We start from the raw sequence: 21,931 nt of genomic DNA on the forward strand, positions 1-21,931 counted from the left end.
TATTTAATAAACTACTTTAATATGTATAGTAATAATTTATACCCGTATATATGTTTTTGTAGCAGAAAATTAATATATATGGATAATATATTAATACTAAAGACAAGATGAATATCTATTAAATTAATTTTAGTATTTAACTATTTTAGTGATTTTATATTTTCAATTATATGATCATGTATTTCAAGTAATGAATCGATATCTTTAGGATCTAGACCATCAAGAGCTAATAACATTGCTTTATAAGCATATGCATTATTTTGTGATTGTTGGTAAAGGTAATCACCCTTTTCTGTAAGATTTAGTATAATCTTCCTTCTATCTATTGTTGAGGATTTTCTTTCAACTATATTTTGTTCAACTAATTTATCTACTATTAAGCTTACAGAACTTTTTGAAAGAGACATTGACATTACCTCAGTAAGATTTTTTAGCGTTAAGTCTGAATTTGTAGCTAATGCATTTAAAATAGATAATTGTTGTATAGTCATACCCAGTTCATGAGCATTTTTTTTTGTAAAATCACTAGTTTCTTTTATCAGTGAATAAAATGATTGCAATACTTCTATTGCTTTTTTAAATTTAGCGTCATTATAATCCATGATTGCCCTCCGAAAAATATTTTATGTTTAAATAGTTTTATATTAAAATTATTTAAACATAAAAATTTATTGATGTCAATTTTTATATACTATAATTATAGTATATAAAAATCCATCAGAAAACATTAATATGAAGTCTGATGGATTTAACAGTTAATATATAACTAGTATTTTAAATTAGGATCTTTTCTATATTTAGTATTATTTTCATATACATTAGCTATTTTTAATAATTTACCTTCTTCAAATTTGGATCCTACAAAAGTAATACCTATTGGTTCTCCACTAATTTTATATCCAGCAGGAACAGTAATAGCTGGATAACCAGCAGGTGCATATGCGGTTGCAGCTTGATTACTTAAAGATACTATTACATCTGCATTTTTTAATATACTATCTATTTCTTTACTAGCTATGTTTTTATTGGACTCAACTAAGTTTTTATATTCTTCAGAAGTCATTTTATTTGCTAGGGATTTTTCTAATAAATCTTGGCCATAAGGAGCTCTATTTTCTAAATCTTCTTTATTAATATCAACTATATCCTTTAAGCTATTTATTCCATTAACTTTAGCAATTTTTAGATATTTAGCTATATCAAATTTAAACCCAGCCTCTAATGCTTCACTCATTTTTATATTATTAACTTCATCAGAGAATGAAACCATCTGAGTTTGAGTTCCCATACCTTTGAATTCTTTTTCTATTTTCTCTAAAATATAAGATTCATTGATTCTAGCCGCAAAAGGTTTAAGTATAGCTACTTTTATACCTTTTATTGATTTTTCAGTTAAATAGTTACTATAATTTTCATCTAAGTTTTTAAAGGCTATTGTATCTTTATCATTTGTATCATATCCATATATAGAACTAAGTATTAAAGCAGCATCATCAACATTTTTAGATATTACACCAGCTGTATCTTGTGATTCAGATATAGGGACTATTCTATCTCTACTAACCAAACCTATAGATGGCTTTATTCCTACAACAGAATTCTGACTAGACGGATATATTATAGACCCTGCTGTTTCAGTTCCTATTGACGCAACAGAAAACCCACTTGCAACAGATGATGCTGATCCAGAGCTAGAGCCACCAACATCAAATTTACCATAAGGATTTTGTGTTTGGCCTCCTAAAGCGGAGTATCCATTAGAGGATTTTGTAGTCATATAGTTTGCAAATTCGCTTAGATTAGTTTTACCTAGTATAACTGCTCCTTCAGATCTTAACTTTTTAACAATAAAAGAATCTTCATCTAAAATAGAATCCTTTAAAGCGTAAGAACCTGCAGTAGTATGCATTTTGTCTGAAGTACCTATATTTGCTTTTAAAGTTATTGGAATTCCATATAATTTTCCAGATTTCGTTCCTTTGTCTTTTTCTCTTGCAATTTTAATTACATCTGGATTTAATTCTATTATTGAATTTAGTTTATTTATGTCATATTTTTCAATTCTTTTTAAATAATAAATAACTAATTCCTCACAAGTAAGCTTTTTAGAATCATATAGAGATTGAATATCTTTTATATTTGCATTTGATATCAATTCACCAATGTTTTTGAATTTTAAATCACTCATTTGATCTAATTCAGCTTTAAATTGATTTATATTAATATCATTTTTTGATTTAGTAACTTTTTTTTCATCATACTGCATTTTAACTTGTTTGTTAATGCTATTTTCAATAATAAATGAAGTAAATTTCACAATTATTTTTTGAAAATTAAAGGCTACAATAACAATAAGTACAACAATTGTTATTAATGAATATTTTAAAAAATTTTTCACGATTTATCTCCTCATATTTATATTTATAATTTAAGACTAGTTAATTTAAATTAAATTATAAATTAGTATTTTCTTATTTTTTCATAAAAACTAGTAGTTATTTTTTATAGTGTTACCTCCTTGAGGAAATTCTATCATAGAAAAAAGGAATTAAATCTTAATGTTTTCTTTCTTTAAGTGTCTTTTTCGTAACATAGGTAAGAAGATTTTAATATATATGAATTGTTTTGATTTGATTATTAAAATGAGAATGTAAAATTTGGAATTAAGATTAAAATGTAAATAACAAAAAAGGTGACTTAAAATTAAGTTCACCTTTTTATACTATCTATAGTTTTGCAAAATTATAAATAATTAAATCAGCCAAGCGTAAATTGAAATCTTACTACTTTAGCATTAAAAAGTAAATAGTGCTATGGTTGATATTGTAGATAAAGATCCTAGAATCAATCGCCTAGAATTAAATCCCTTTTTATATCTAATTAAATATAAAAATAAATTACAAAATAATAAAATCATTAAAACTTCAAGAGTAATTTTTTTTACAATAAAATTAGTAGGCAAAGCTGTAACTGTTATAAACAACTCAGATAAAGTAATTAAACTTAGGGCTATAAAAATTGATTTTTTTCTTAGTACTTTTCCTTTTTTAAATAAAGCAAAAAATAAAGTTAACAGAGCTGTGAATATAAAAAATATACCTATGATTGTCATTAATAAAAATACCATAAATTCTCCCTTTTTAATATTTAAATATGTCTGTAGAGTACAAATAATACTATTAAATATGTTATATTATTTAACGATAACATGACAAACTTAATAATTATGTATTTTGATATAAAAATTAGTCTTATATTTATATGCTATTTTTTCATTATATAGAGACCGATAAAGTTATAATACGGCGATAATATCAATTAGTATATAGTAAAGTTAATAAATTATTATTTTTATAAATCATAGCTATAATAAACTGAGTTATATGCTTTTGATGTTTTAGGAGAATATAAAGTATTTAGAATACAATACAATGGTATGATATAATCTATAAAAGTATATTTATAAAATAATATTATACAAAATTAAAATTATTTTACACAGTTTATAGTATTGATATTGTTAAAAAGCTTGTTAACGATAAATAGTTGAGTGTATAGCATTTAAATTTTAATATAGGTATATTTAGTTCAAAATAAAAAATATATAGTACATTATTTAGATTAGTAAATAAAATACTATATGTTTTAAATTAACAATATATTTATGGAAAAATAAATACATTATTATATAAATAAAAATGCATTTTAGCTTAAATTTAGATGAACTTCAAATATTGTACAATTATAGTCACTCGATACAGAAATACTTCCATTATGCATTTCTATTATATTTTTAGTAATTGCTAATCCTAATCCAGATCCACCATCATTTCTATTTCTAGACTTTTCTACTCTATAAAACCTATCAAATATATAAGGTAAATCAATAGCTGGGATAGGATATCCATAATTAACAATTTGTACTATTGCAAAATTATCTGCTTTTTTAGTTGTTATATCAATGAATTTACCATCTTTACCATATTTCATAGCATTAGTAATTAAATTTTCAAATGCTCTTACGAGCTTAACTGGATCTGCTTGAATTGTAAGTTTATCCTCTGAAAAATTTAGTCTACATTTTACATTTTCACTCTTTAGCATATATTCAAATTGAGATATAATTTGTCCTAATAGCTCCACTAGATTTATTTTCATTGTATTTAAAGGCATGGAATTATTCTGCATTTTAGTAAGATCAAATAAATCATTTATAAGTATGTTTAAAGTTTTTGCTTTTTCATAAGCAATACTTGTGTAGTATCTAAGTTGAATTTCATCTTTATATTTATCTTCTTCTATAAGGCTTAAATATCCAATTATAGAAGTTAAAGGAGTTCTTAGGTCATGAGAAACATTAGTTATTAAATCTGTTTTAGTTTGTTGAGCTTTTCTTTCCTCGATAGTTATATTCCTTAACTGATCAATAATATTATTAATATTGGTAGCTAATTTTTTTATATTACCATTTGTATTTAACTTTATTTCACTATCTAAATTACCATTAGCCATTTTATCTACACTATCGATAAGAGCAATTATATTACTACTTCTTTTATAAGATAGTGCAGAGTATATAATTAATGAAAGTATTGAAAATAAGACAATATATATTAAATCACCAGTTAAAAGGTTTTTAATGTACATAAAATAGTCAACAGAGTTATTGATTAGTTCATACTTTGATTTTCTATACAACGAGTCTGATATTAGGTAAGCTGAATATAAAATGCCTCCGGATAACATGCAACTAATAATAAGGTTGAAAATTGGTTGAAACATATATTTTATTACAGGTAAACTTAATTTTATTTTATTTTTCAATTTTATAACCTACTCCCCACACAGTATGAATTACTTTTTGTCCATTAGTATATTTTTCAATTTTATCTCTTATTCTGCTCATATGAACCATAACTGTATTATTAGATTGGAAATAATCTTCTTTCCATACCTTTCTAAATATATCTTCAGAGCTCAGAACAGAGCCTCTATTAACTGCTAAAAGGTATAATATATCAAATTCCCTAGATGTAAGAGTAACCTCTTCTTCGTTTATAGTAACTCTATGTTGGTTTTTATCTATTGTTAATGTATCTATATTAATAATATTATCTGAGCTTGAAGCATTGTTGAAATAATAAGCTCTTCTTAAAAGGGCTTTAACTCTAACAACTAACTCCAAAGAATTGAATGGTTTTGTAAGGTAATCATCAGCACCTGTCATTATTCCTTGTATCTTATCCATATCTTCTGATTTTGCACTAAGCATAAGTATCGGAATATTTAAATTTCTTCTAATTATACTGCAGACTTCCATACCATTTAGTTTAGGCATCATTACATCTAATATTATCAATTGTACACTTTCTTTCTCTAGTATATTAAGAGCATCTTCGCCATCGAAGGCCTTAACAACATTAAAGCCTTCGTTAGTAAGGCAGATTTCCAATAGATTTCTTATTTCATCATCATCATCTACAACAAGTATTTTATTTCTCAATTTAAGTTAAACCTCCTAAATAGATTATTTTTTAAAAAAAATTCTTCAAGCGTTATTTGCTCATCATAAATTTTCTTAGCTACTTTTTCACCGACATACCTTATATGCCATGGTTCATATGCTACCCCTGTTATCTGTTGTTTACCTTCAGTGTATCTAAGTATAAAACCATATTCATGAGCATTTGCAGCTAGCCATTGGGCTTCATCAGTTGACTTAACAAACCACCTATCTTCATTAGTCACATCTATTGCTAGTCCTGTTTGATGTTCACTTTTACCCGGTTTTGCGACATATTTATCAGCCTCTTTTTTACCAACTGATTTTATTCTATTATAATACGTATCTTTCTGTAAGTCATAAGATCTATATGCTGACATTCCTAACAAATTTATACCATCTTTTCTTGCATCTTTAAACAATTTTTCTATTGCTTTTGCACTATCTGGGGTCATAAACCTTTCTTCATTTGTAGCACTTGCATCAAAATATATATTAGGGTTAACCAATTCTTTAGGTTTGTAGCTTGATTTTAATGAATTATTTTTATTAACTAGCATTAAATTAGATTCCCCAGTTTCTAGATGATACTCTGATTCAGATGAATTTTTAAAAGCCACAGAATAAGAACTTATAAAAAATGTTGATAATGCTAGTACTCCTGATATTATTATTGCTTTTATTTTAGATTTCATATATATACTCTCCTTAAAAATTTTTATAGATTAATTTTAAAGGAGAGATATTAAGTGATTTATAAGTAAATCTTAAGTTTTATTAAGAATTAAATTTCAAGTTGGTATTAGGTTACAACTAAACTATCGGCATAAAACTTGTTGAAATGTATATTAATTTCATATTTAATTGAATAATTATCAGGTTAGAATAAGATATATTTAAATATAAATAATAAAAATACCTAGATAAATCTAGGTATTTTTTTGTTTTTTTCTACACTTTTGAACTTGGTAATTAAAAATAGATTGAAAATTATAGTTGAGGATACTAAAATGTCCATGATAATAGTAGAATTATCTACATGGTAGAAATACAATAAAACTAAAAGTAATTTTTTGAAAAATAATATATTCATTTTACCTCCAAGTTTAATATCCCTAGAAATTAATTTGTTCTGTTCTAATAATAATAGTAGCAATTAATTTATTAAATGTATGTTAAATTAATTTAAAGTTATTAGATTTATAAATTTAAATTTTTAACATACATTTTAAGCATCCACAGTAGAATTTTAAAACTATTATTTTTAACATATGATAAATTGATTTTAAACTTAGTATACAACTTTAAAACAAATAAGAAGTATAAGTCACACTAAGATTTAATAAGTATTAAACGATGATTTAATACTTATTAAATCTATTTAAACTGTTAGAATTGGAACTTTTGATAGCTAATTAAATTAGTGAATATGTATTTTTTTATATTAAAATTAATGAGTTAATTTGTTCAATTTAACATTTATATATGGTAAAATTAAAATAAAAGGATGTGATTATATGCGAAGCATTTTAGTTCCTATTGATGGTAGTGATAGAAGTCAAAAATCCTTAGATTTTATATTAAATGAGTTTTCAAATGAAAAGGTTAAGATAACCTTGATGTGTGTAAATGATGTTGTTTTAACTAATTTAACAAATCCAATGATTATAGATATGAAAGTAAAAGAATCTGAAAAAGAAATAAAGAGTATGCTAGATCGTTTAAAAAGAAAGTTACAAGGTTATGAAGTAAAAACTTATTATACAATAGGTGATGCAGGTCAAGAGATTATAGAAAAATCAATAGATGGCAAGTTTGATTTAATTGTTATGACTAAATCAACTAAGAAAAACTTTATAGACTCAATAGGATCTGTAACTTTATATGTAGTTAAAAAATCTAAGTGTACTGTAGTTATAGTTCCAGAATAAATCATTTTCATTACAGATATAAAAAAAGGAGCATTTAAATGCTCCTTTTTAATATATAAAAACAAGTTAAACTCTTATAATTACATATTTAATATTTCTATAATATAAATAACTATGCATTTGCATTAAATTTCTCTAAAGCCATTAACTCTGTTAATTTCTTTCTCATTAGGATTAATAAAACTCCAAAAATACTTACTACAATAGTAATTAACACGAATATCTTAGTATATCCCATAGTTTCTGTGAAACCAGCAACTTTTCCTGAAATTAAGTTTGAGAAAAAGAAACTCATATACCATGCACCCATTGCAAGGGAGCTATATTTTTGTGGAGCTAATTTATTAAACATTGCCATTCCAATAGGAGATATACATAACTCCCCAACAGTTAATAAGAAATAAGCTAGAAGAATAAATAATATATTCATTTGCTTACTTCCATCAAATACTCCACCTAAAGTCTTTATACCTAAAATGACTGTAATAAACGCTGATGCTGTAAGAAGCATTCCTAGCCCCATTTTAGAAGGAATAGATAAGTCTCCATGCTTTGATTTAGATAGTTTAATCCATATACTACCTAGTACAGGAGATAATACAACACATAATATTCCATTGAAAGATGTTAACCATGGAACTGGAATTACGAAACTTCCTAAATTTCTATTTACTAACTCATTTGATAATAATGTAAATGATGTTGCTGTTTGATACCATGCAGTCCAAAATAAAACAACAAATATAAATAAAACACCCATTGCTTTTAATCTATTTTTTTCAACTTGAGTAAGATCATTATCTGCACTTTTTTTATTAGACTTGTTTTCTTTATCATAAACTGGATATTTACCTTTTTCACCTAACCATTTTGGAGATAGAACTATAAGTAAAAAGCAAACAATAAACATTGCTATAGCAGCCATTAAAAAAATATATTTATATCCATACGCTGCTATTTCTCCATCAGATGTTAATTTGGCAAACCATTTATCTGATATAAAACCAGCTATAATAGGGCCAAAGAAAGAACCTATATTTATAAACATATAAAAAATACTGTAAGCAGCATCTTTTTTTGATAACTCATCTTGATCATATAAAGTACCTACAAGAGAACTTATCTGCCCCTTAAAGAATGCTCCTGCTATTACTAGTACTATTAACCCAGACCATACACTTGCTATATTTGGCTTTGCAAAAAATAAAAGTATATATCCACATGCAGTAATGAAAGATCCTAGTATGAGTGACTTTTGTATTCCAAGCCACTTGTCTGATATATATCCCCCTATTAAAGAACCCATATAGTTTATTCCTTGATATAAACCTATAATTGCAGTTGCTTTTGCTACGCTTAAACCTAGTCCATTTTGACTAATATCTGCTGTGAAAAATAATATTAGTATAGATGACACTGCATAACCTGCATAACTTTGAAGAGCAATAGATATATTTGCTAGCCAAAGCCCCATTGGATGTTTTACCTTTTGATCCATAATTAAAAACCCCTCCCCATATTAATTAGTCTCTAATTATATAATATCACCATAGATAAAAATATTTAATTACTTTTTACATAATTTTACAATGAAATATATTAAAATATTTTTATATTTAGTATTTTTTATCAGAATATTTTCACATTTGTAAATTTGTGAGGTTTTAGAAAATGGACATGTTAAATTAATAAAATAAGACAATATATGGAGTTAATTTTTATGAAATGATTTATTAAAAATGCATATATGTGCTATACATCAATTTACATAGTGATATTTTAATCAAAATAAGTTAATATATAGCACAATTTATAAAACTAATATTTTAAGTTAATGTATAAATTAATATCATATTTTTCGTTGTATTAAAGTTTATAGAGAAGTAAGCTTAAATTATTTATTAAACTTCTCCACTATTTCATTTAAACATGACTTGCATATAGGTAACTCTTTATAATACTCTATATTTTCTTCACTAGAGCAAAAAGAACATGTAGTTATAGCTTTTTCAATTTTGATATAATCTTTAAATAGTTTTATACTAACAGGACTGTTCTTTTTTAAATTTAACTTATCTCTCATTTCTTTAGGTAAAACTACTCTTCCTAGGTCATCAATATTACGGTTAACGCCTACTGTTAAATCCTTCGAATTTTTCTTCATTGCATTCCTCCTTAAGTGAATTGTTTAAGTTTATTTTATTGGATATTCATGGAAAAGTAACTGTAAAAATTTGCCAAAATAGCTCGAAACATTGAATTCAAGCCAAAAATTTTTTTATTTACATTAAATCGCATGAGCATGGAATGTATATAAATAAATTGTGAATTTTATTAGAATTTAAATAGTATATACTGTTTTACTATTGATTGATTTGCTAATTCAGTAGAATCTATCCAACTTTGACCATTAAAAATAATTTTGGAAACTTTTTGATTTTATATAAAATAATCGTATGTTTTACAGTATTTTGCTTATTTTATAAATACTAAGTGGGCGTTAAGCATAAAAAATGGAAGACAATTGTCCTCCATTTTTTATATTAAGAAAACTATATTTAAATAATGCTTGTATATAATCTGTAGAGTATAGTAATACCAATATTTTTTAGGAAGTAAAAATGATATCTCAAGTAATGGGTGAAGTTATTAGAGAGATGAGTAAAGCGAATTTTTTACTTAAATATAATGTTAAGTTACAACTTCATATATATCGGAAAGCTCTAACTCAGCGTTATATGAATTTATATCATATATAGAAGGACAACAGTTTTCAATTATTACATTTGGTAAAAATATTGTAAATGAACTCCCTTTATTTAAATCACTTTCAACAGTAATAACTCCATCATGAAGATTTACTAAAGATTTAACAATACTTAATCCTATTCCGCTTCCTTCATTTGATCTAGTAAATGACTTATCTATTTGGACAAACTTATCAAAAATAACTTCTTGGTTTTCTTTAGATATACCAATCCCCTCATCTCTTACTACAATCTTAGTCCATTGATCATCTATGTTTAAATTTACTAAAATAGAGGATCCTTTATTAGAAAATTTAATTGAGTTTGATAGTAAATTTAATATAGAGCGTTCAATCATATAAGCATCGCACTTTATAATATGCTCTTCTTCTTCAGTATCAAACTGTATAGTTATACCTTTCGATAAAGCATATTCAATTACAGATAAGGTTACGTCTTCTACAATAGATACTATGTTATAATTTTTAAACTTTACAGTAAGTGTACCAAGGTCTATTTCAGATAAATCCATGATATTATTTACTAGTCTTGTCATCCTCTGACAATTTGTACGTAATATTTTGCTATATTTGTTGTATAGAGCATTAAAGTCTATCGCATTTTTTACACTAAAACTATCTAACAATTGAATGGATGAATAAAGTAAATTAATTGGAGTTTTTAATTCATGCGAAATATTAGCTATAAATTCAGTTTTTTCTTTATCATAAGTTTTCAGTTTTTTTACTTCGAGTTCTTTTTTAACTACATCTGATATATCTATATATGTAACTGCAATCTCTTTTCTACTACTTGCTGAATTAATTGTTTGAACACAGCAATCTAAAGTTACATTTCTATCTTCAATTTTTATGACACCTCTCCAACAATTATTTAAATTTAACGATTTTATAATTTCATCATATTCATTTACTTTATAGATTTTATCTTTTAAAAGGAGCGTTAATTTATGAAGATCATTACCGCATGAATAATAATCTCTAACTTTTTTATTAGCATATAACAAGTTTGAGTCTTCATCGAAAATTAGCATAAAACTATGTTTATCATTTTCTGATAAGTTATAAAATAAGTTTAAATTATTATTTAATACTTTCGTTCTAGACATATAAATAAACAATTCAATTAATGCTCCTATAATTACTATAAAAAAACAAATATACGTCAAAGATATAGATACTAATTTAGTGTAAAATGTTAATCGAGTTGATATATGTATAGCGTAAATTGCTTTTATTGCAAGTATGAAGACACTAGAACTTAGAACTACAAATATGGACTCTTTATCCTTTATTGATTTTAAAAAAAGAGCACCTGAACAAACTGTATATGTGAAAGCTAAAAAAGTATTATAAATTAAAAAAGTATTTGATTTAAATTCATTATTGTATAGGAATAATCTTCTCTCCAAAGTACCTAAAATTAAAGTTAGAGATATTACAATAAGTATTGAAAGTTTTTTATTATCAATTATTAGTTTACTAATTTTAGTATTAGGCAGGATTGCAAGTATAATTAAAGAAACTCTAATTAGGGATGAAGAGATTACTACATATAGAGATGAATATAATTCCGTGTAGTAATACGGTAGATAATCTATATGTCCAAATAAAATTCCTACTGACAAACCCACAAACATTAATAGAATTAAAAAAATACTTTCATTTTTTGTTCTGTTGTAAGAAACTAAACAACTTCCTATTCCTAATAAGGAGATAAGAAAATTAAAGAACTTTATAAAAAGTAATGTTGATTGTAGATAATTTGATTCAACATTTTCTTTGAAAAATACATTTGCAATAATAATAATAGATAATGTTAGCATGCTTAAAACAACATATACCAATAAATTATTTTTGTTGATTGTGTATTCTCTATCTATTATTTCCATTATAATACCTCCAACTTTTTATATAAATCCTAACATAAAAATATATTTTATTTTGTCGTTTTTTGTTTATATTTACGAAAAAATTTTATAATATATAAATTTAAAAATAATAAAAATACTATTAAATAAATTTAGCGATAGATAGTTATTATTGTGTATAGATTAAAGTTATATATTTTCTAAATATAGTGTAGTATATTATAGAAAATATATTAAAAACAACTAAGATTTGTATTTAAATTCAAATGAAGTTTAAATACAAAAAGGTGATATGAATTTTAATAAGAACTTTTAGAAATATGTAAAAATATACATTCAAAAACCATTAAAAATAGATTTAAAAAAGATTAAATATATTTTTAATAGTTAGATACTTAAAAAGTAATATTACAATGAGGACTAAAATATTTCATTTAATAAAAAAAGCTAACTGGAGGATATTTGTCCTCCAGTTAGCTTTTTTTATTAAACATCTTGGTTTATTTCATTATTATTTTTGTCAAAATACTTACAATTTACGTAAGAAGATTTTTTGCTCAATACATCAGTACTGACAACAATCATAGATGGACGATCTAGTTTAAATGATTTCTTACACTTATATGTATCATTTATTGTAATTTCTACATGAGAAACTTTAGAACCATCAGATATTAAGACAAAAGCTTTACTACTTTTAGATATGCCGTTGTATGTATTATAATTAACTAGAAAATTTTCAACTCCAAGTGTTTCTTTTTTTTGCGTAGAGCATCGAACATCGCTTAATATATAATTCCCTTTTTTATTTTTTTCACATATAACAACCCCACTATTATATTTACTTAAAAATCCTACAATCTTAGAGTTTTGAATATAAGTATTATCTATAATGGATATATCTTCTTTATTTGGCGAATTTATTAATTTAGAGCCTATTAAGTATTGCTTAATAGATTCATCATTATTGCCAGGTATTTTAGTATAAGTACATCCCGTAATAGCAAAACTTGAAATTATTAATAGTATAAAAATTATTTGTTTTTTCAATTACATCCCCCGTAAATTCAAATTTATCTATTTATCCACTCACTCCAACTAACATTTAATATCGGCATTATGAGTTGAAATTTAAGAAGTTGATTGATTTAATTTATTACTTACGTTAACAGATAATTTTTATAATGAAACATAATAACTCTTACTTTTAAGTCAGTGTTATTATGTTTCATCGTTGATTAAATCAGCCTTTACAATAGTTCCTTCAATAAAAACAGCAAACATATTGTCTCCAATATCCATATAACTTGACTTTACGCCAACAATTGCATTTCCACCAAGTAGGGCCCCTTTACATCTTAATATATCAAAGGCTTCTTGTTTTGCTTTAGCAAGGCTATCTTCATAACCACTAGATCTACCACCTATTAAGTCAGTAATACTTGATATAAAGTCAGTAACAACACCTGTTCCGATTATTATTTCAGAACTTTCTATACCTAAGTACTCACTTATCTTATATCCTTCTAATGAAGGTGTGGTTTACAGTATAATATTTTTGTAAATTGATTTTGCTTTTTTACATGCTTCTTCATACTTATCTAGTTCTTCAGTTTTTATTTGATTCTCAATTGCTAAAATTGCTTCATTTTTATCTTCCTTACATTGGGAGCATATATCATCACCCCAAAATCTACCAAGGACCTCGCCACATTCATTACATTTTCTAGTTGATTTTTCTAAAAAAGCCATAATAATATCCCCATCAAAACTTTGTATATAATACTAATTTTACAACAATTTTAAATATATTTATGTATCAAAAAAAGTACACCTTTATAATTTTTAAAATTAAAACGTTTTGTCTTTCCATAATAAATGCTTTTCACCTGAAATACCGTCCGTATAATATATCTCAACAGGCTTATAAATTTTTTTTATATCTGGATGTTCTACATCAACACAATCTACATAATCATTTAAAGTAAAAACAGAATAATTTTTAAGATTTGGTTTAGTAAATGTTGTGTAAGGAGTCTTTGTTAGCCATAAGTTAATTGATTGATATATTGTATCATCGGTTTCTTTTATAGTCTTTTCAGTAGATTTAACTAAATTATTAGCAGGACCAGTGTAGATTATATTTTTTTCAGGACCAAACTCATCGATTTTAATAGATACATCTTTATATAAAATAACATCTTCATGTTTAAATATATAAAGTCCAAGTAATACAAAAACTATAGTTATAAAAATACAGCTAATAGCTACTAGTTTTATATTTCTTTTTAATAAAGAACTCTTAATTTTTTTAAATATATCTATTTCTGAATTATTATCTGAATTAGTATGAGGCTCAATTAAGAACATAGACTCTCTCATTATATTTAAATCGCGTAGACATTCATCACAAGAGTGTATATGTATATTTATTAATTCCTTGCTTTTCTCACTACATATGTTATCTATATACAAAGGAAGCAAGTCTTGAATTATTTCACAATCAACTTTTTTCATAAATGTTCACCTCTATGTTTTTTCTGATTTTTAATTTTGCTCTATGATATGTAACCCTTGCCCAACTTTCACTTTTTGAATGAATTTTGGCTATTTCTAAAAAAGAAAGTTCTCCAAATGTTCTTAGACAAAAAACTTCTTTATATACATTTTCAAGTTTATCTATTTCCTTATGAACTTGAGATACATTTTCTTCTAAAATTAAATTATCTTCTAAGCAACTAATACTATTGGTTTCACATATATCTACTTCACATTGTTTTTTAAGCTTTTTTAAATATGAAAAATAAGTATTTTTGCCTATTTGGCATAACCATGATCTTACATTGCATTGACCTTTGAAATTTTTTAGGTTTTTTAATGCTTTAAAAAATGTTTCTTGGGTTATATCTTCAGCTACTTCAGTATTTTTACAAATAGATAGGATATATCTATTTGTAAAAATACTTGAAATGCTGGTTGTATAAATTTTCAAAATCATTCAAAGTATAATCCTCCTTACATAAATGAGACTTCTAAAAATTACTTTTGTTACAAATAATTTTTAAAAATTTAAATTCATATAGCTAATAATTATAACTTATATATCTGATATAATTATGCATAAGGAGGGGTATTAATATGAAAAATTTAGTAGTTTACTATTCATTAGAGGGTAATACGAAGTTAATAGCAGAATTTATAGCTAAAGAAATTGGTGCAGACATAATAGAATTGAAACCTAAAAAAGAATTTCCATCTTCAGGATTTAGAAAGTATGTATGGGGAGGAAAGAGTGTAATATTTAAACAAAAACCAGAACTTATGAATAAGGATATTGATATAAGTAAATATGATAATATATTTTTAGGTACTCCTGTATGGGCTGGAACGTATGCAGCTCCATTTAATACCTTTTTAGATATCATTGCTATAAATAATAAAAATATAGCTTTATTTGCTTGTCATGGAGGTGGTGGAAGTGATAAATGTTTATCTAACTTCAAAAAAGAACTTTCAGGAAACACCTTTATAGGGGATATCGAATTAGTAGATCCATTAAAAAAAGAAACTGATAGTTCATTAGACAAGGTTAAGAAATGGCTGAAAGCACTAAACATATAAAAAGCTTATATATCTAAAGCTTTGATACATATTTAGTTATAGTCTTAACAATAAGAGGAGAACTCTTAAAAGAATATACTTTATAAAATTATGGTAATTTATTTAATTTTAGTGCAAAAAATACAAATTTTACTACAATTTAAAACTTGTGTGACAATTTTGTGATACCATATATATTGAGGGGTTATAGAATTTTAGGGGGAGATGATATAATTGCTTTTTGAAGATTCAAGTGAAAATAAAGAGCTTATTAAATATGGGGTGAATTTTTTCAAAAAACCTTTATATGTTAATATGGCTATTTCATCTATTTTATGTTTTGAAAGTTCATGTTTTTTAATACTAAAGTTAGTGCATAAAGAAACTGATGATATATTATTTTCTGCATTTTACACAACTTTATTTTTAATTTACACAACATGGACATGGAGTTCGTTTGCATATGAAATAAAGGAAAAAAGACATAGACTATATTAAAAACTAAAATATTAAAATAAAAGGTATGTAAATTGAATATTATAATATTCAATTTACATACCTTTTATTTTAACAAACATAAGCAAATTTCAATAAAAAATTAGCGGAAATTCAAATTGTATTTAATAGTAATATATACCTGAGCTATTAAATCAATTAAAGTGTTCATATTCGATTTCAGGAGAATCATTAAGATAGGAGCCACTATTAAGTAGCCTCATACATATAAAAACAACAGGTTTTCCAAATGAAATATTTTCTTCTCTAGAAAATTCAATAAAACCTATTTTTTTATATAACTTTATAGCTCTCTTATTAAAATCAGCAACTCTTAAACAAATATCTCCTCTATATAAAAAGGTAGTCCTTCCGAAATGAATACATTCTTTTATGAAGTCTAACCCTAGTCCTTTACCAGTATCTTCAGGTCTTATCCCAAGTCCAATTTCCATAAAGTTTGATCTAAAGGTATACTCATATATACCAAATAATTTATTATTAGAATCGAATACAGAAAAGTAAAAGCTATTATTATCTTCAAATATTTCATCAATAGTTTCTTTTATACCTTCTTCTGGTATATTATAAAACTCATAAGGATATTCATATTTCCAATTTATATATGTGTAAACCTGAAGTTCATCCATTTCTAATATTTTTCTTTTATACATAATAACCTCCATTTTAAGCGCTCTATGAATGCTCACTTAAAATATATTAGACGTTAAATGTGATAATCCTAGAAAAATATATTTTTATATAAAAATATATTTATATTATAGACATGTATATTTTATTATAGTATATTGTATACATAGACATCAAGAAACGACATATATTAACAATCAGTAGGAACGGACATATATAGAGGGGCTTTAAATGCCCCTCATTAATCAAGTTAATAATACTATCCCCCCAATAATAGTATTAATATTAAAATACCCCTTTTAAAGACTGTATCGGAAACAGTCTTTTTTTATTTGTAAAAAATTATCTATCTAGAAGACTACTGTCTTGTGATGTATATATACCGCTTTTACCTGCAAATACATAACTTATTACACAAGCAATGAATATAAATCCAATATTAGCAGATCCAAATAATTCAATTCCCATTATAAAAGATGCTATAGGTGTTTTTGTAGCTCCTGAAAATACTCCTATCATTCCAAGCCCTGCTAAAAATTCAATAGGAAGTCCGATAATACTTGCAAGTAAGTTTCCTAAAGTTGCTCCTATTACAAATAATGGAGTAACCTCTCCACCTTGGAATCCTACAGCAAGCGTAAGTGATGTTAAAACAAGCTTTATTATAAATGATCCTTTAGGAACAGGCTGGTTAAATGCATTACTTAATAAATCTAAACTTAATCCAAGATAAATTCTAGTTCCAAGAATTAAAACTATAACAATAATTATAATACCGCCTATAAAGCTTTTTAAAGATGTATTTGGTATCTTGGCTACAAAAAACTTCTTTAAAGCATGCGTAAGCTCTGCAAAAAGTTTGCTAGTAAGCCCAAATAAAACAGCACATAATACAACTTTGAAAAATACATCAACACCAGTTAAAGATACGCCCATACTATAATGACTGTGCTGAACCTTAAAAATTTCTGCTATAAAGTTTCCTATATAACTTGATATAAAACAAGGTATTATTGCTTCATATCGCATTTTACCAAGAGTTGAAACTTCAAGTCCAAATACAGTTCCTGCGATAGGCGTTCCAAATACAACTCCAAAACCACTACTTACACCACTGATTATAAGTATTGTATAATCCATACCTTTTAATTTTAGAAGTTCCCCTATTTTAGAAGATACGCTAGCTCCTATTTGAACTCCAGTACCCTCTCTACCAGCAGATCCACCAAATAAATGGGTTATAAATGTTCCCAAAAACACAAGTGGTGCCATTCTAAAAGGAATCCTTCCTTCACCCTCATTAATTCGTTCAATAATTAAATTATTTCCTTTCGATGAATCTTTACCGTATTTAGAATATAAATAACTTACAAAAGCTCCTCCTAGAGGTAACATGTATAATAACCATGGATTTGATTCTCTGGTACTTGTTGCCCATTGTAAGCTTTTTAAGAAAAATGATATAACAATCCCAACAGCAATCCCAGATATGGATGCTAGCAAAACCCATCTTAAAAATACAATAGATACTATTTCACTTTCTTTTATATGTTTTTTTAATTCATTCACAATTAATCCTCCTAGTCTATTTTCTGCAAAAAAACAGACTCCTACCCTTAAATATTTATAAGAGTAGGAGTCATTAGCATCTTATTGCATTTAATGGCGAACTCCATCGCCGATTTAATTTACCAATTTATTATATTATAAAAGAGCTAAAATTTCAATTAAGTTACAAAAATATAAACATTATTGATTTTATATTTTTAAAATAGTATTCTTTAGTAAACTAGGGGATTACATTAAGGGAGGGGTTAAAGTTATGAGAGAAGTTATGATTATAAAAATGATTATAGGAATATTTTTTATTGTATATGGACTGATAGTATCAGCAATAGAACAGTATAAAAAAGTTCCGTTATTTTATAATTCTAAAGATCAAGTGAATGGAGTAATAAATGGTTTTGCATGTATAGTTGTAGGAGTTGTTGTTTCTGCATATAATCTAAATCAAGGTATTATTATCGGAATTATAGCTTTTTCAATGTGGGGAATAGAAAAGTTTATAATGTCTAAAATACTTAAAAACAAAGGTGAAAAACTTTCTAATATATAAAAAGCACTTCGAAAATATGAAGTGCTTTTTTATTATAATTTTTATCTTATAAAATTTGTATGTAGTCTGTCCTCTAAATCTGGTCTTTGTATATTATTCTTTTTACCAATATCTATACATTTTATTATCCAGGCCATATTTTCACCTAAAACTCTCATTGTTTGTAATCCCTCTACATCTTTTTTAACCTCGTCTGAAGTGTTTCCATGTACCATATTCCAATATTGAGAACTAACAATTGGCATATTAGAGATAGTAAAGTACTTATTTAACTGATCAAATGTAGCTGTTGTTCCTGCTCTTCTCGCACTAACTACTGAAGCCCCTGGCTTAAATGCCATGTGTTTTCCTCCACTATAAAATACTCTATCTAAAAAAGATACTAATGATCCTGCTGCTGATGCATAATAAACAGGTGATCCAAATACAAATCCATCTGCATGCTTTGCCTTTTCTACAAAATCATTAACTCCATCATTCATGAAGCATTTCCCTGTATTTTTACATGAACGACAACCGATGCATCCTCCTATAGGCTTATTACCTATGTGAAAAATTTCTGTATCTATTCCACTTTCTTCTAGTGCTTTTGAAACTTCTTCTAATGCTGTGTATGTACATCCATTTTTATTTGGACTTCCATTGACTAACAATACTTTCATACCTACACCATCCTAACCTAATTTAATTTTAAGTATATTTACATCCTTAATAAAATTATATAGCGCATATTGAACATAAAATCAATTAAATTTTAACTTTTTAACAAAAACTAAAGATAGTCTACCTAATTACTAGATAGACTATCTTCAGTTTTTTCAATTCATTTATATATTTAACTAAGCTAATCTTAAGATAGTTTTAAATTTATAAAACTATAACGATTAAAACTTAATAGAATACCCCATACTAATTTAAAATTAAAACTTTATTTACATTCTAAAAACTTAAACATTATCAATATTTTTATTTATTTTCTTCTTTTATCACCCTTACAATTAATTTCAAATAACTTTACAGCCTTTGATTGAGTCATTCTTGGATTTATAATGCATGTCATTAATGCTAAATAATTTCTGATTGTTAAATCATCATTGAATGAATAATGAGATAAACTTTTAGGCATCTAATCATCCTCTCCTTACAATTTTATAAATTTATACTACAATATACATCTATACACTTATTTAATGTAAGTTTAACATGTTTTTTTATTAAACTTACATGTCAATATTGTAAGAAAGTTTTAATATTTGAATTTAAAACAAATTACATCTATGAAAAATCTTGTTTAAAAATAGTTAAACATAGTAACTCCATCGAATTTAGAATTTATAAATATAACTATCTTTATTTTTCATATTTCCTATATATGTAAAATATTCAATTAATTTCAAATAAATTCATATTTTAATATTTAAGAAGTATTTACTTTAATTTTTCAAGTTTAATACCTTTATTTATATATCCACTATATTCTATTTAAATAAATTTAATATGTTTTTTATATGAAATATGTATTAATTTTTTTCTAATTAAAAATATTTCATATAAAAATATAAAAACTTTTTAAAAAAATTGAACCTTTTTGTTTTTATTTACCTCTTATATTGTAAATGCATGAAAGTGAATTGTATTTTATAAAATTAAAAAACAATAATATAAAAAATAAATTTATCTAGTTTAGCACTATATAAGATTTTTAATGACAAAAGGAGAATATATATGAAAGAATCAATTGTAAACTTAAATGCTGACTTTCAGAAAGAATACAATATGTTAATAAATACACGTGAAGTTGTTAATATACCAGATTTCAACTTTAAAAAAGCGCTTAATGAAAAATTTAATTCACCTGGTGATGCCCCTATAACTAAAGTACAGCTAGATGGCTTGATAGCCTTAAATTTAACTGGGATGGGAATACATAATCTCGAGGGGATTCAGTATTGTAAAAACTTGAGCTACCTTGGTTTATCTAAAAATGAGATTAGCGATTTAAGCCCATTATGCAATTTAAAAGAACTAGTTACCCTAAATATAGATGAAAATAAAATCAAAACAATAACTTGTTTACAAAACCTGACTAATTTAACTTATTTGACATTAAGTGAAAATTATATAACCGACTTAAAACCATTAAAAGAGTTAACTAATTTGAACTACCTAGATTTAAGTTCAAATCAAATAGAAAATTTAAGACCTTTATCCCAATTAATCAATTTAGTGTGCCTTAGTTTAAATAATAATAGAATAAGAAACTTAAACACTTTAAATAGTCTAACTAACCTTGGACTTTTAGACCTACAAAACCAAGAAATTGTTTTAAATAATTCTGAAGTTAATTTCGATTCATCACCTGTTGAAATTATAAATGTTATAAAAGGTATAGATGGATCATTTATACATATATTGGATAAGGATATTTCTAGTAATGGAATATACAATATCGATGCAAATACTATTCGATGGAACGATGTATATGAAAACTTAGAATATCACTTTTCTATAAAAAAAATCATGAATTCTGAAAAAAGTGAGTTTAGTGGTAAAGTGGTTCTTCCGTATAAATATATATCTACACCAATAGATAAAATACATGCTAAATGTAAAGACAATAACTCTGTAACTAAGAGAGATTCTTGCAAAAAAAATTTCTCTTTAATTAATAGATTAAAAAAACTCTTTACTTTTACAGGTGTAGCTATAAACGATTAAAGATAATACTATCTAGTTTTTACTTTAATACCATTTAACTCTAATTAACCTGTATACGTGTTGGTAAATATAAAAGCGATTAGGGTTTATTCCTTTTTTGCTTATTTTAACTATTAAAACTTTTTAATTTTTAGTTATTATTCAATTTTATTTAGTTAGTTTTATAGGAGGATTTAAAAATATGAAAATTATCGATGCATACATAACCCTAGCTTTAGAATGTAGCGATTTAGAAAACTTAACATTTTTAGAAAATGGAGAAAGTCGATTAATTGAAAA

Annotated in this window: 22 protein-coding genes, 1 pseudogene and 1 riboswitch; of the genes and pseudogenes, 5 read left to right on the forward strand and 18 right to left on the reverse strand. The window is 25.2% G+C overall.

Going from position 1 to position 21,931, the window contains the following annotated elements; translation table 11 throughout:
* Nucleotides 1–140: 140 nt before the first annotated feature.
* The 6 genes from ACRDDE_RS08325 to ACRDDE_RS08350 all read right to left on the reverse strand — a co-directional run bounded on the left by ACRDDE_RS08325 (nucleotide 141) and on the right by ACRDDE_RS08350 (nucleotide 6,198).
* Nucleotides 141–602, reverse strand: a complete 462-nt coding sequence (locus tag ACRDDE_RS08325) for a MarR family winged helix-turn-helix transcriptional regulator (RefSeq protein ID WP_438626815.1) — start codon at nucleotides 600–602, stop codon at nucleotides 141–143.
* Between the two features lie 164 nt (nucleotides 603–766).
* Complete coding sequence (locus ACRDDE_RS08330; RefSeq protein WP_438626816.1) at nucleotides 767–2,398, reverse strand: amidase family protein; 1,632 nt, start codon at nucleotides 2,396–2,398, stop codon at nucleotides 767–769.
* A 396-nt stretch (nucleotides 2,399–2,794) separates the two neighbouring features.
* On the reverse strand, nucleotides 2,795–3,127 hold the full coding sequence (locus tag ACRDDE_RS08335; protein WP_438626817.1) for a hypothetical protein: 333 nt from the start codon (nucleotides 3,125–3,127) through the stop codon (nucleotides 2,795–2,797).
* 578 nt (nucleotides 3,128–3,705) lie between these two features.
* Complete coding sequence (locus ACRDDE_RS08340; protein WP_438626818.1) at nucleotides 3,706–4,824, reverse strand: sensor histidine kinase; 1,119 nt, start codon at nucleotides 4,822–4,824, stop codon at nucleotides 3,706–3,708.
* Nucleotides 4,814–5,503 carry a response regulator transcription factor gene (locus ACRDDE_RS08345; RefSeq protein WP_438626819.1) on the reverse strand — a complete coding sequence of 230 codons (690 nt, stop codon included), beginning with the start codon at nucleotides 5,501–5,503 and terminating at the stop codon, nucleotides 4,814–4,816. The genes ACRDDE_RS08340 and ACRDDE_RS08345 overlap by 11 nt, the downstream gene beginning before the upstream one ends.
* Nucleotides 5,500–6,198, reverse strand: coding sequence for a M15 family metallopeptidase (locus ACRDDE_RS08350; protein ID WP_438626820.1), 699 nt, complete (start codon nucleotides 6,196–6,198; stop codon nucleotides 5,500–5,502). The genes ACRDDE_RS08345 and ACRDDE_RS08350 overlap by 4 nt, the downstream gene beginning before the upstream one ends.
* A gap of 822 nt (nucleotides 6,199–7,020) precedes the next feature.
* Between ACRDDE_RS08350 and ACRDDE_RS08355 the strand changes: the two genes are divergently transcribed.
* A complete protein-coding gene (locus ACRDDE_RS08355) occupies nucleotides 7,021–7,434 on the forward strand; it encodes a universal stress protein (RefSeq protein WP_438626821.1) in 414 nt (137 codons plus the stop codon).
* A gap of 112 nt (nucleotides 7,435–7,546) precedes the next feature.
* Here the strand turns inward: ACRDDE_RS08355 and ACRDDE_RS08360 are convergent, their stop codons facing one another.
* The 8 genes and pseudogenes from ACRDDE_RS08360 to ACRDDE_RS08395 form a co-directional block, all read right to left on the reverse strand.
* Nucleotides 7,547–8,932, reverse strand: a complete 1,386-nt coding sequence (locus ACRDDE_RS08360; protein WP_438626822.1) for a peptide MFS transporter — start codon at nucleotides 8,930–8,932, stop codon at nucleotides 7,547–7,549.
* Nucleotides 8,933–9,328: 396 nt separating this feature from the next.
* The gene (locus tag ACRDDE_RS08365; RefSeq protein ID WP_021430612.1) at nucleotides 9,329–9,598 is read right to left on the reverse strand and encodes an AbrB/MazE/SpoVT family DNA-binding domain-containing protein; all 270 of its coding nucleotides are present in this window, start codon (nucleotides 9,596–9,598) and stop codon (nucleotides 9,329–9,331) included.
* A gap of 527 nt (nucleotides 9,599–10,125) precedes the next feature.
* Nucleotides 10,126–12,093 carry a sensor histidine kinase gene (locus tag ACRDDE_RS08370; protein WP_438626823.1) on the reverse strand — a complete coding sequence of 656 codons (1,968 nt, stop codon included), beginning with the start codon at nucleotides 12,091–12,093 and terminating at the stop codon, nucleotides 10,126–10,128.
* Nucleotides 12,094–12,558: 465 nt separating this feature from the next.
* Complete coding sequence (locus ACRDDE_RS08375) at nucleotides 12,559–13,122, reverse strand: hypothetical protein (protein WP_438626824.1); 564 nt, start codon at nucleotides 13,120–13,122, stop codon at nucleotides 12,559–12,561.
* Between the two features lie 171 nt (nucleotides 13,123–13,293).
* Nucleotides 13,294–13,602, reverse strand: a pseudogene (locus ACRDDE_RS08380) (heavy metal-binding domain-containing protein); the annotation flags it as partial.
* 12 nt (nucleotides 13,603–13,614) lie between these two features.
* Nucleotides 13,615–13,824 (reverse strand): hypothetical protein, encoded by a 210-nt coding sequence (locus ACRDDE_RS08385; protein ID WP_438626825.1) that lies wholly within the window; start codon nucleotides 13,822–13,824, stop codon nucleotides 13,615–13,617.
* A 99-nt stretch (nucleotides 13,825–13,923) separates the two neighbouring features.
* Nucleotides 13,924–14,589: a zf-HC2 domain-containing protein gene (locus ACRDDE_RS08390; RefSeq protein WP_438626826.1), complete on the reverse strand. Its 666-nt coding sequence runs from the start codon at nucleotides 14,587–14,589 to the stop codon at nucleotides 13,924–13,926.
* Complete coding sequence (locus ACRDDE_RS08395; protein WP_438626827.1) at nucleotides 14,576–15,070, reverse strand: RNA polymerase sigma factor; 495 nt, start codon at nucleotides 15,068–15,070, stop codon at nucleotides 14,576–14,578. The genes ACRDDE_RS08390 and ACRDDE_RS08395 overlap by 14 nt, the downstream gene beginning before the upstream one ends.
* A 140-nt stretch (nucleotides 15,071–15,210) precedes the next feature.
* Here ACRDDE_RS08395 and ACRDDE_RS08400 point away from each other — a divergent pair, with 140 nt between their 5' ends.
* Both ACRDDE_RS08400 and ACRDDE_RS08405 read left to right on the forward strand, forming a co-directional pair.
* The gene (locus tag ACRDDE_RS08400) at nucleotides 15,211–15,693 is read left to right on the forward strand and encodes a flavodoxin family protein (RefSeq protein WP_438626828.1); all 483 of its coding nucleotides are present in this window, start codon (nucleotides 15,211–15,213) and stop codon (nucleotides 15,691–15,693) included.
* Nucleotides 15,694–15,906: 213 nt separating this feature from the next.
* Complete coding sequence (locus tag ACRDDE_RS08405; RefSeq protein WP_438626829.1) at nucleotides 15,907–16,170, forward strand: hypothetical protein; 264 nt, start codon at nucleotides 15,907–15,909, stop codon at nucleotides 16,168–16,170.
* 152 nt (nucleotides 16,171–16,322) lie between these two features.
* On the opposite strand, the gene ACRDDE_RS08410 is transcribed toward ACRDDE_RS08405, so the two are convergent.
* Both ACRDDE_RS08410 and ACRDDE_RS08415 read right to left on the reverse strand, forming a co-directional pair.
* Nucleotides 16,323–16,841 carry a GNAT family N-acetyltransferase gene (locus ACRDDE_RS08410; RefSeq protein ID WP_438626830.1) on the reverse strand — a complete coding sequence of 173 codons (519 nt, stop codon included), beginning with the start codon at nucleotides 16,839–16,841 and terminating at the stop codon, nucleotides 16,323–16,325.
* A gap of 319 nt (nucleotides 16,842–17,160) precedes the next feature.
* The gene (locus ACRDDE_RS08415; RefSeq protein WP_438626831.1) at nucleotides 17,161–18,387 is read right to left on the reverse strand and encodes a voltage-gated chloride channel family protein; all 1,227 of its coding nucleotides are present in this window, start codon (nucleotides 18,385–18,387) and stop codon (nucleotides 17,161–17,163) included.
* 57 nt (nucleotides 18,388–18,444) lie between these two features.
* Nucleotides 18,445–18,507, reverse strand: a riboswitch (Fluoride riboswitch).
* Nucleotides 18,508–18,640: 133 nt separating this feature from the next.
* Between ACRDDE_RS08415 and ACRDDE_RS08420 the strand changes: the two genes are divergently transcribed.
* The gene (locus tag ACRDDE_RS08420; protein ID WP_438626832.1) at nucleotides 18,641–18,934 is read left to right on the forward strand and encodes a hypothetical protein; all 294 of its coding nucleotides are present in this window, start codon (nucleotides 18,641–18,643) and stop codon (nucleotides 18,932–18,934) included.
* Between the two features lie 41 nt (nucleotides 18,935–18,975).
* Here the strand turns inward: ACRDDE_RS08420 and ACRDDE_RS08425 are convergent, their stop codons facing one another.
* Nucleotides 18,976–19,596 carry a flavodoxin family protein gene (locus ACRDDE_RS08425; RefSeq protein ID WP_438626833.1) on the reverse strand — a complete coding sequence of 207 codons (621 nt, stop codon included), beginning with the start codon at nucleotides 19,594–19,596 and terminating at the stop codon, nucleotides 18,976–18,978.
* A 308-nt stretch (nucleotides 19,597–19,904) separates the two neighbouring features.
* Nucleotides 19,905–20,060: a hypothetical protein gene (locus ACRDDE_RS08430; RefSeq protein ID WP_021430601.1), complete on the reverse strand. Its 156-nt coding sequence runs from the start codon at nucleotides 20,058–20,060 to the stop codon at nucleotides 19,905–19,907.
* A gap of 599 nt (nucleotides 20,061–20,659) precedes the next feature.
* On the opposite strand from ACRDDE_RS08430, the gene ACRDDE_RS08435 reads away from it, so the two are divergent.
* Nucleotides 20,660–21,652 carry a leucine-rich repeat domain-containing protein gene (locus ACRDDE_RS08435; RefSeq protein WP_438626834.1) on the forward strand — a complete coding sequence of 331 codons (993 nt, stop codon included), beginning with the start codon at nucleotides 20,660–20,662 and terminating at the stop codon, nucleotides 21,650–21,652.
* The last annotated feature ends 279 nt before the right edge of the window (nucleotides 21,653–21,931 follow it).

Origin of the sequence: Paraclostridium sp., from assembly GCF_051656405.1 — a bacterium.
Lineage (GTDB): Bacteria > Bacillota > Clostridia > Peptostreptococcales > Peptostreptococcaceae > Paraclostridium.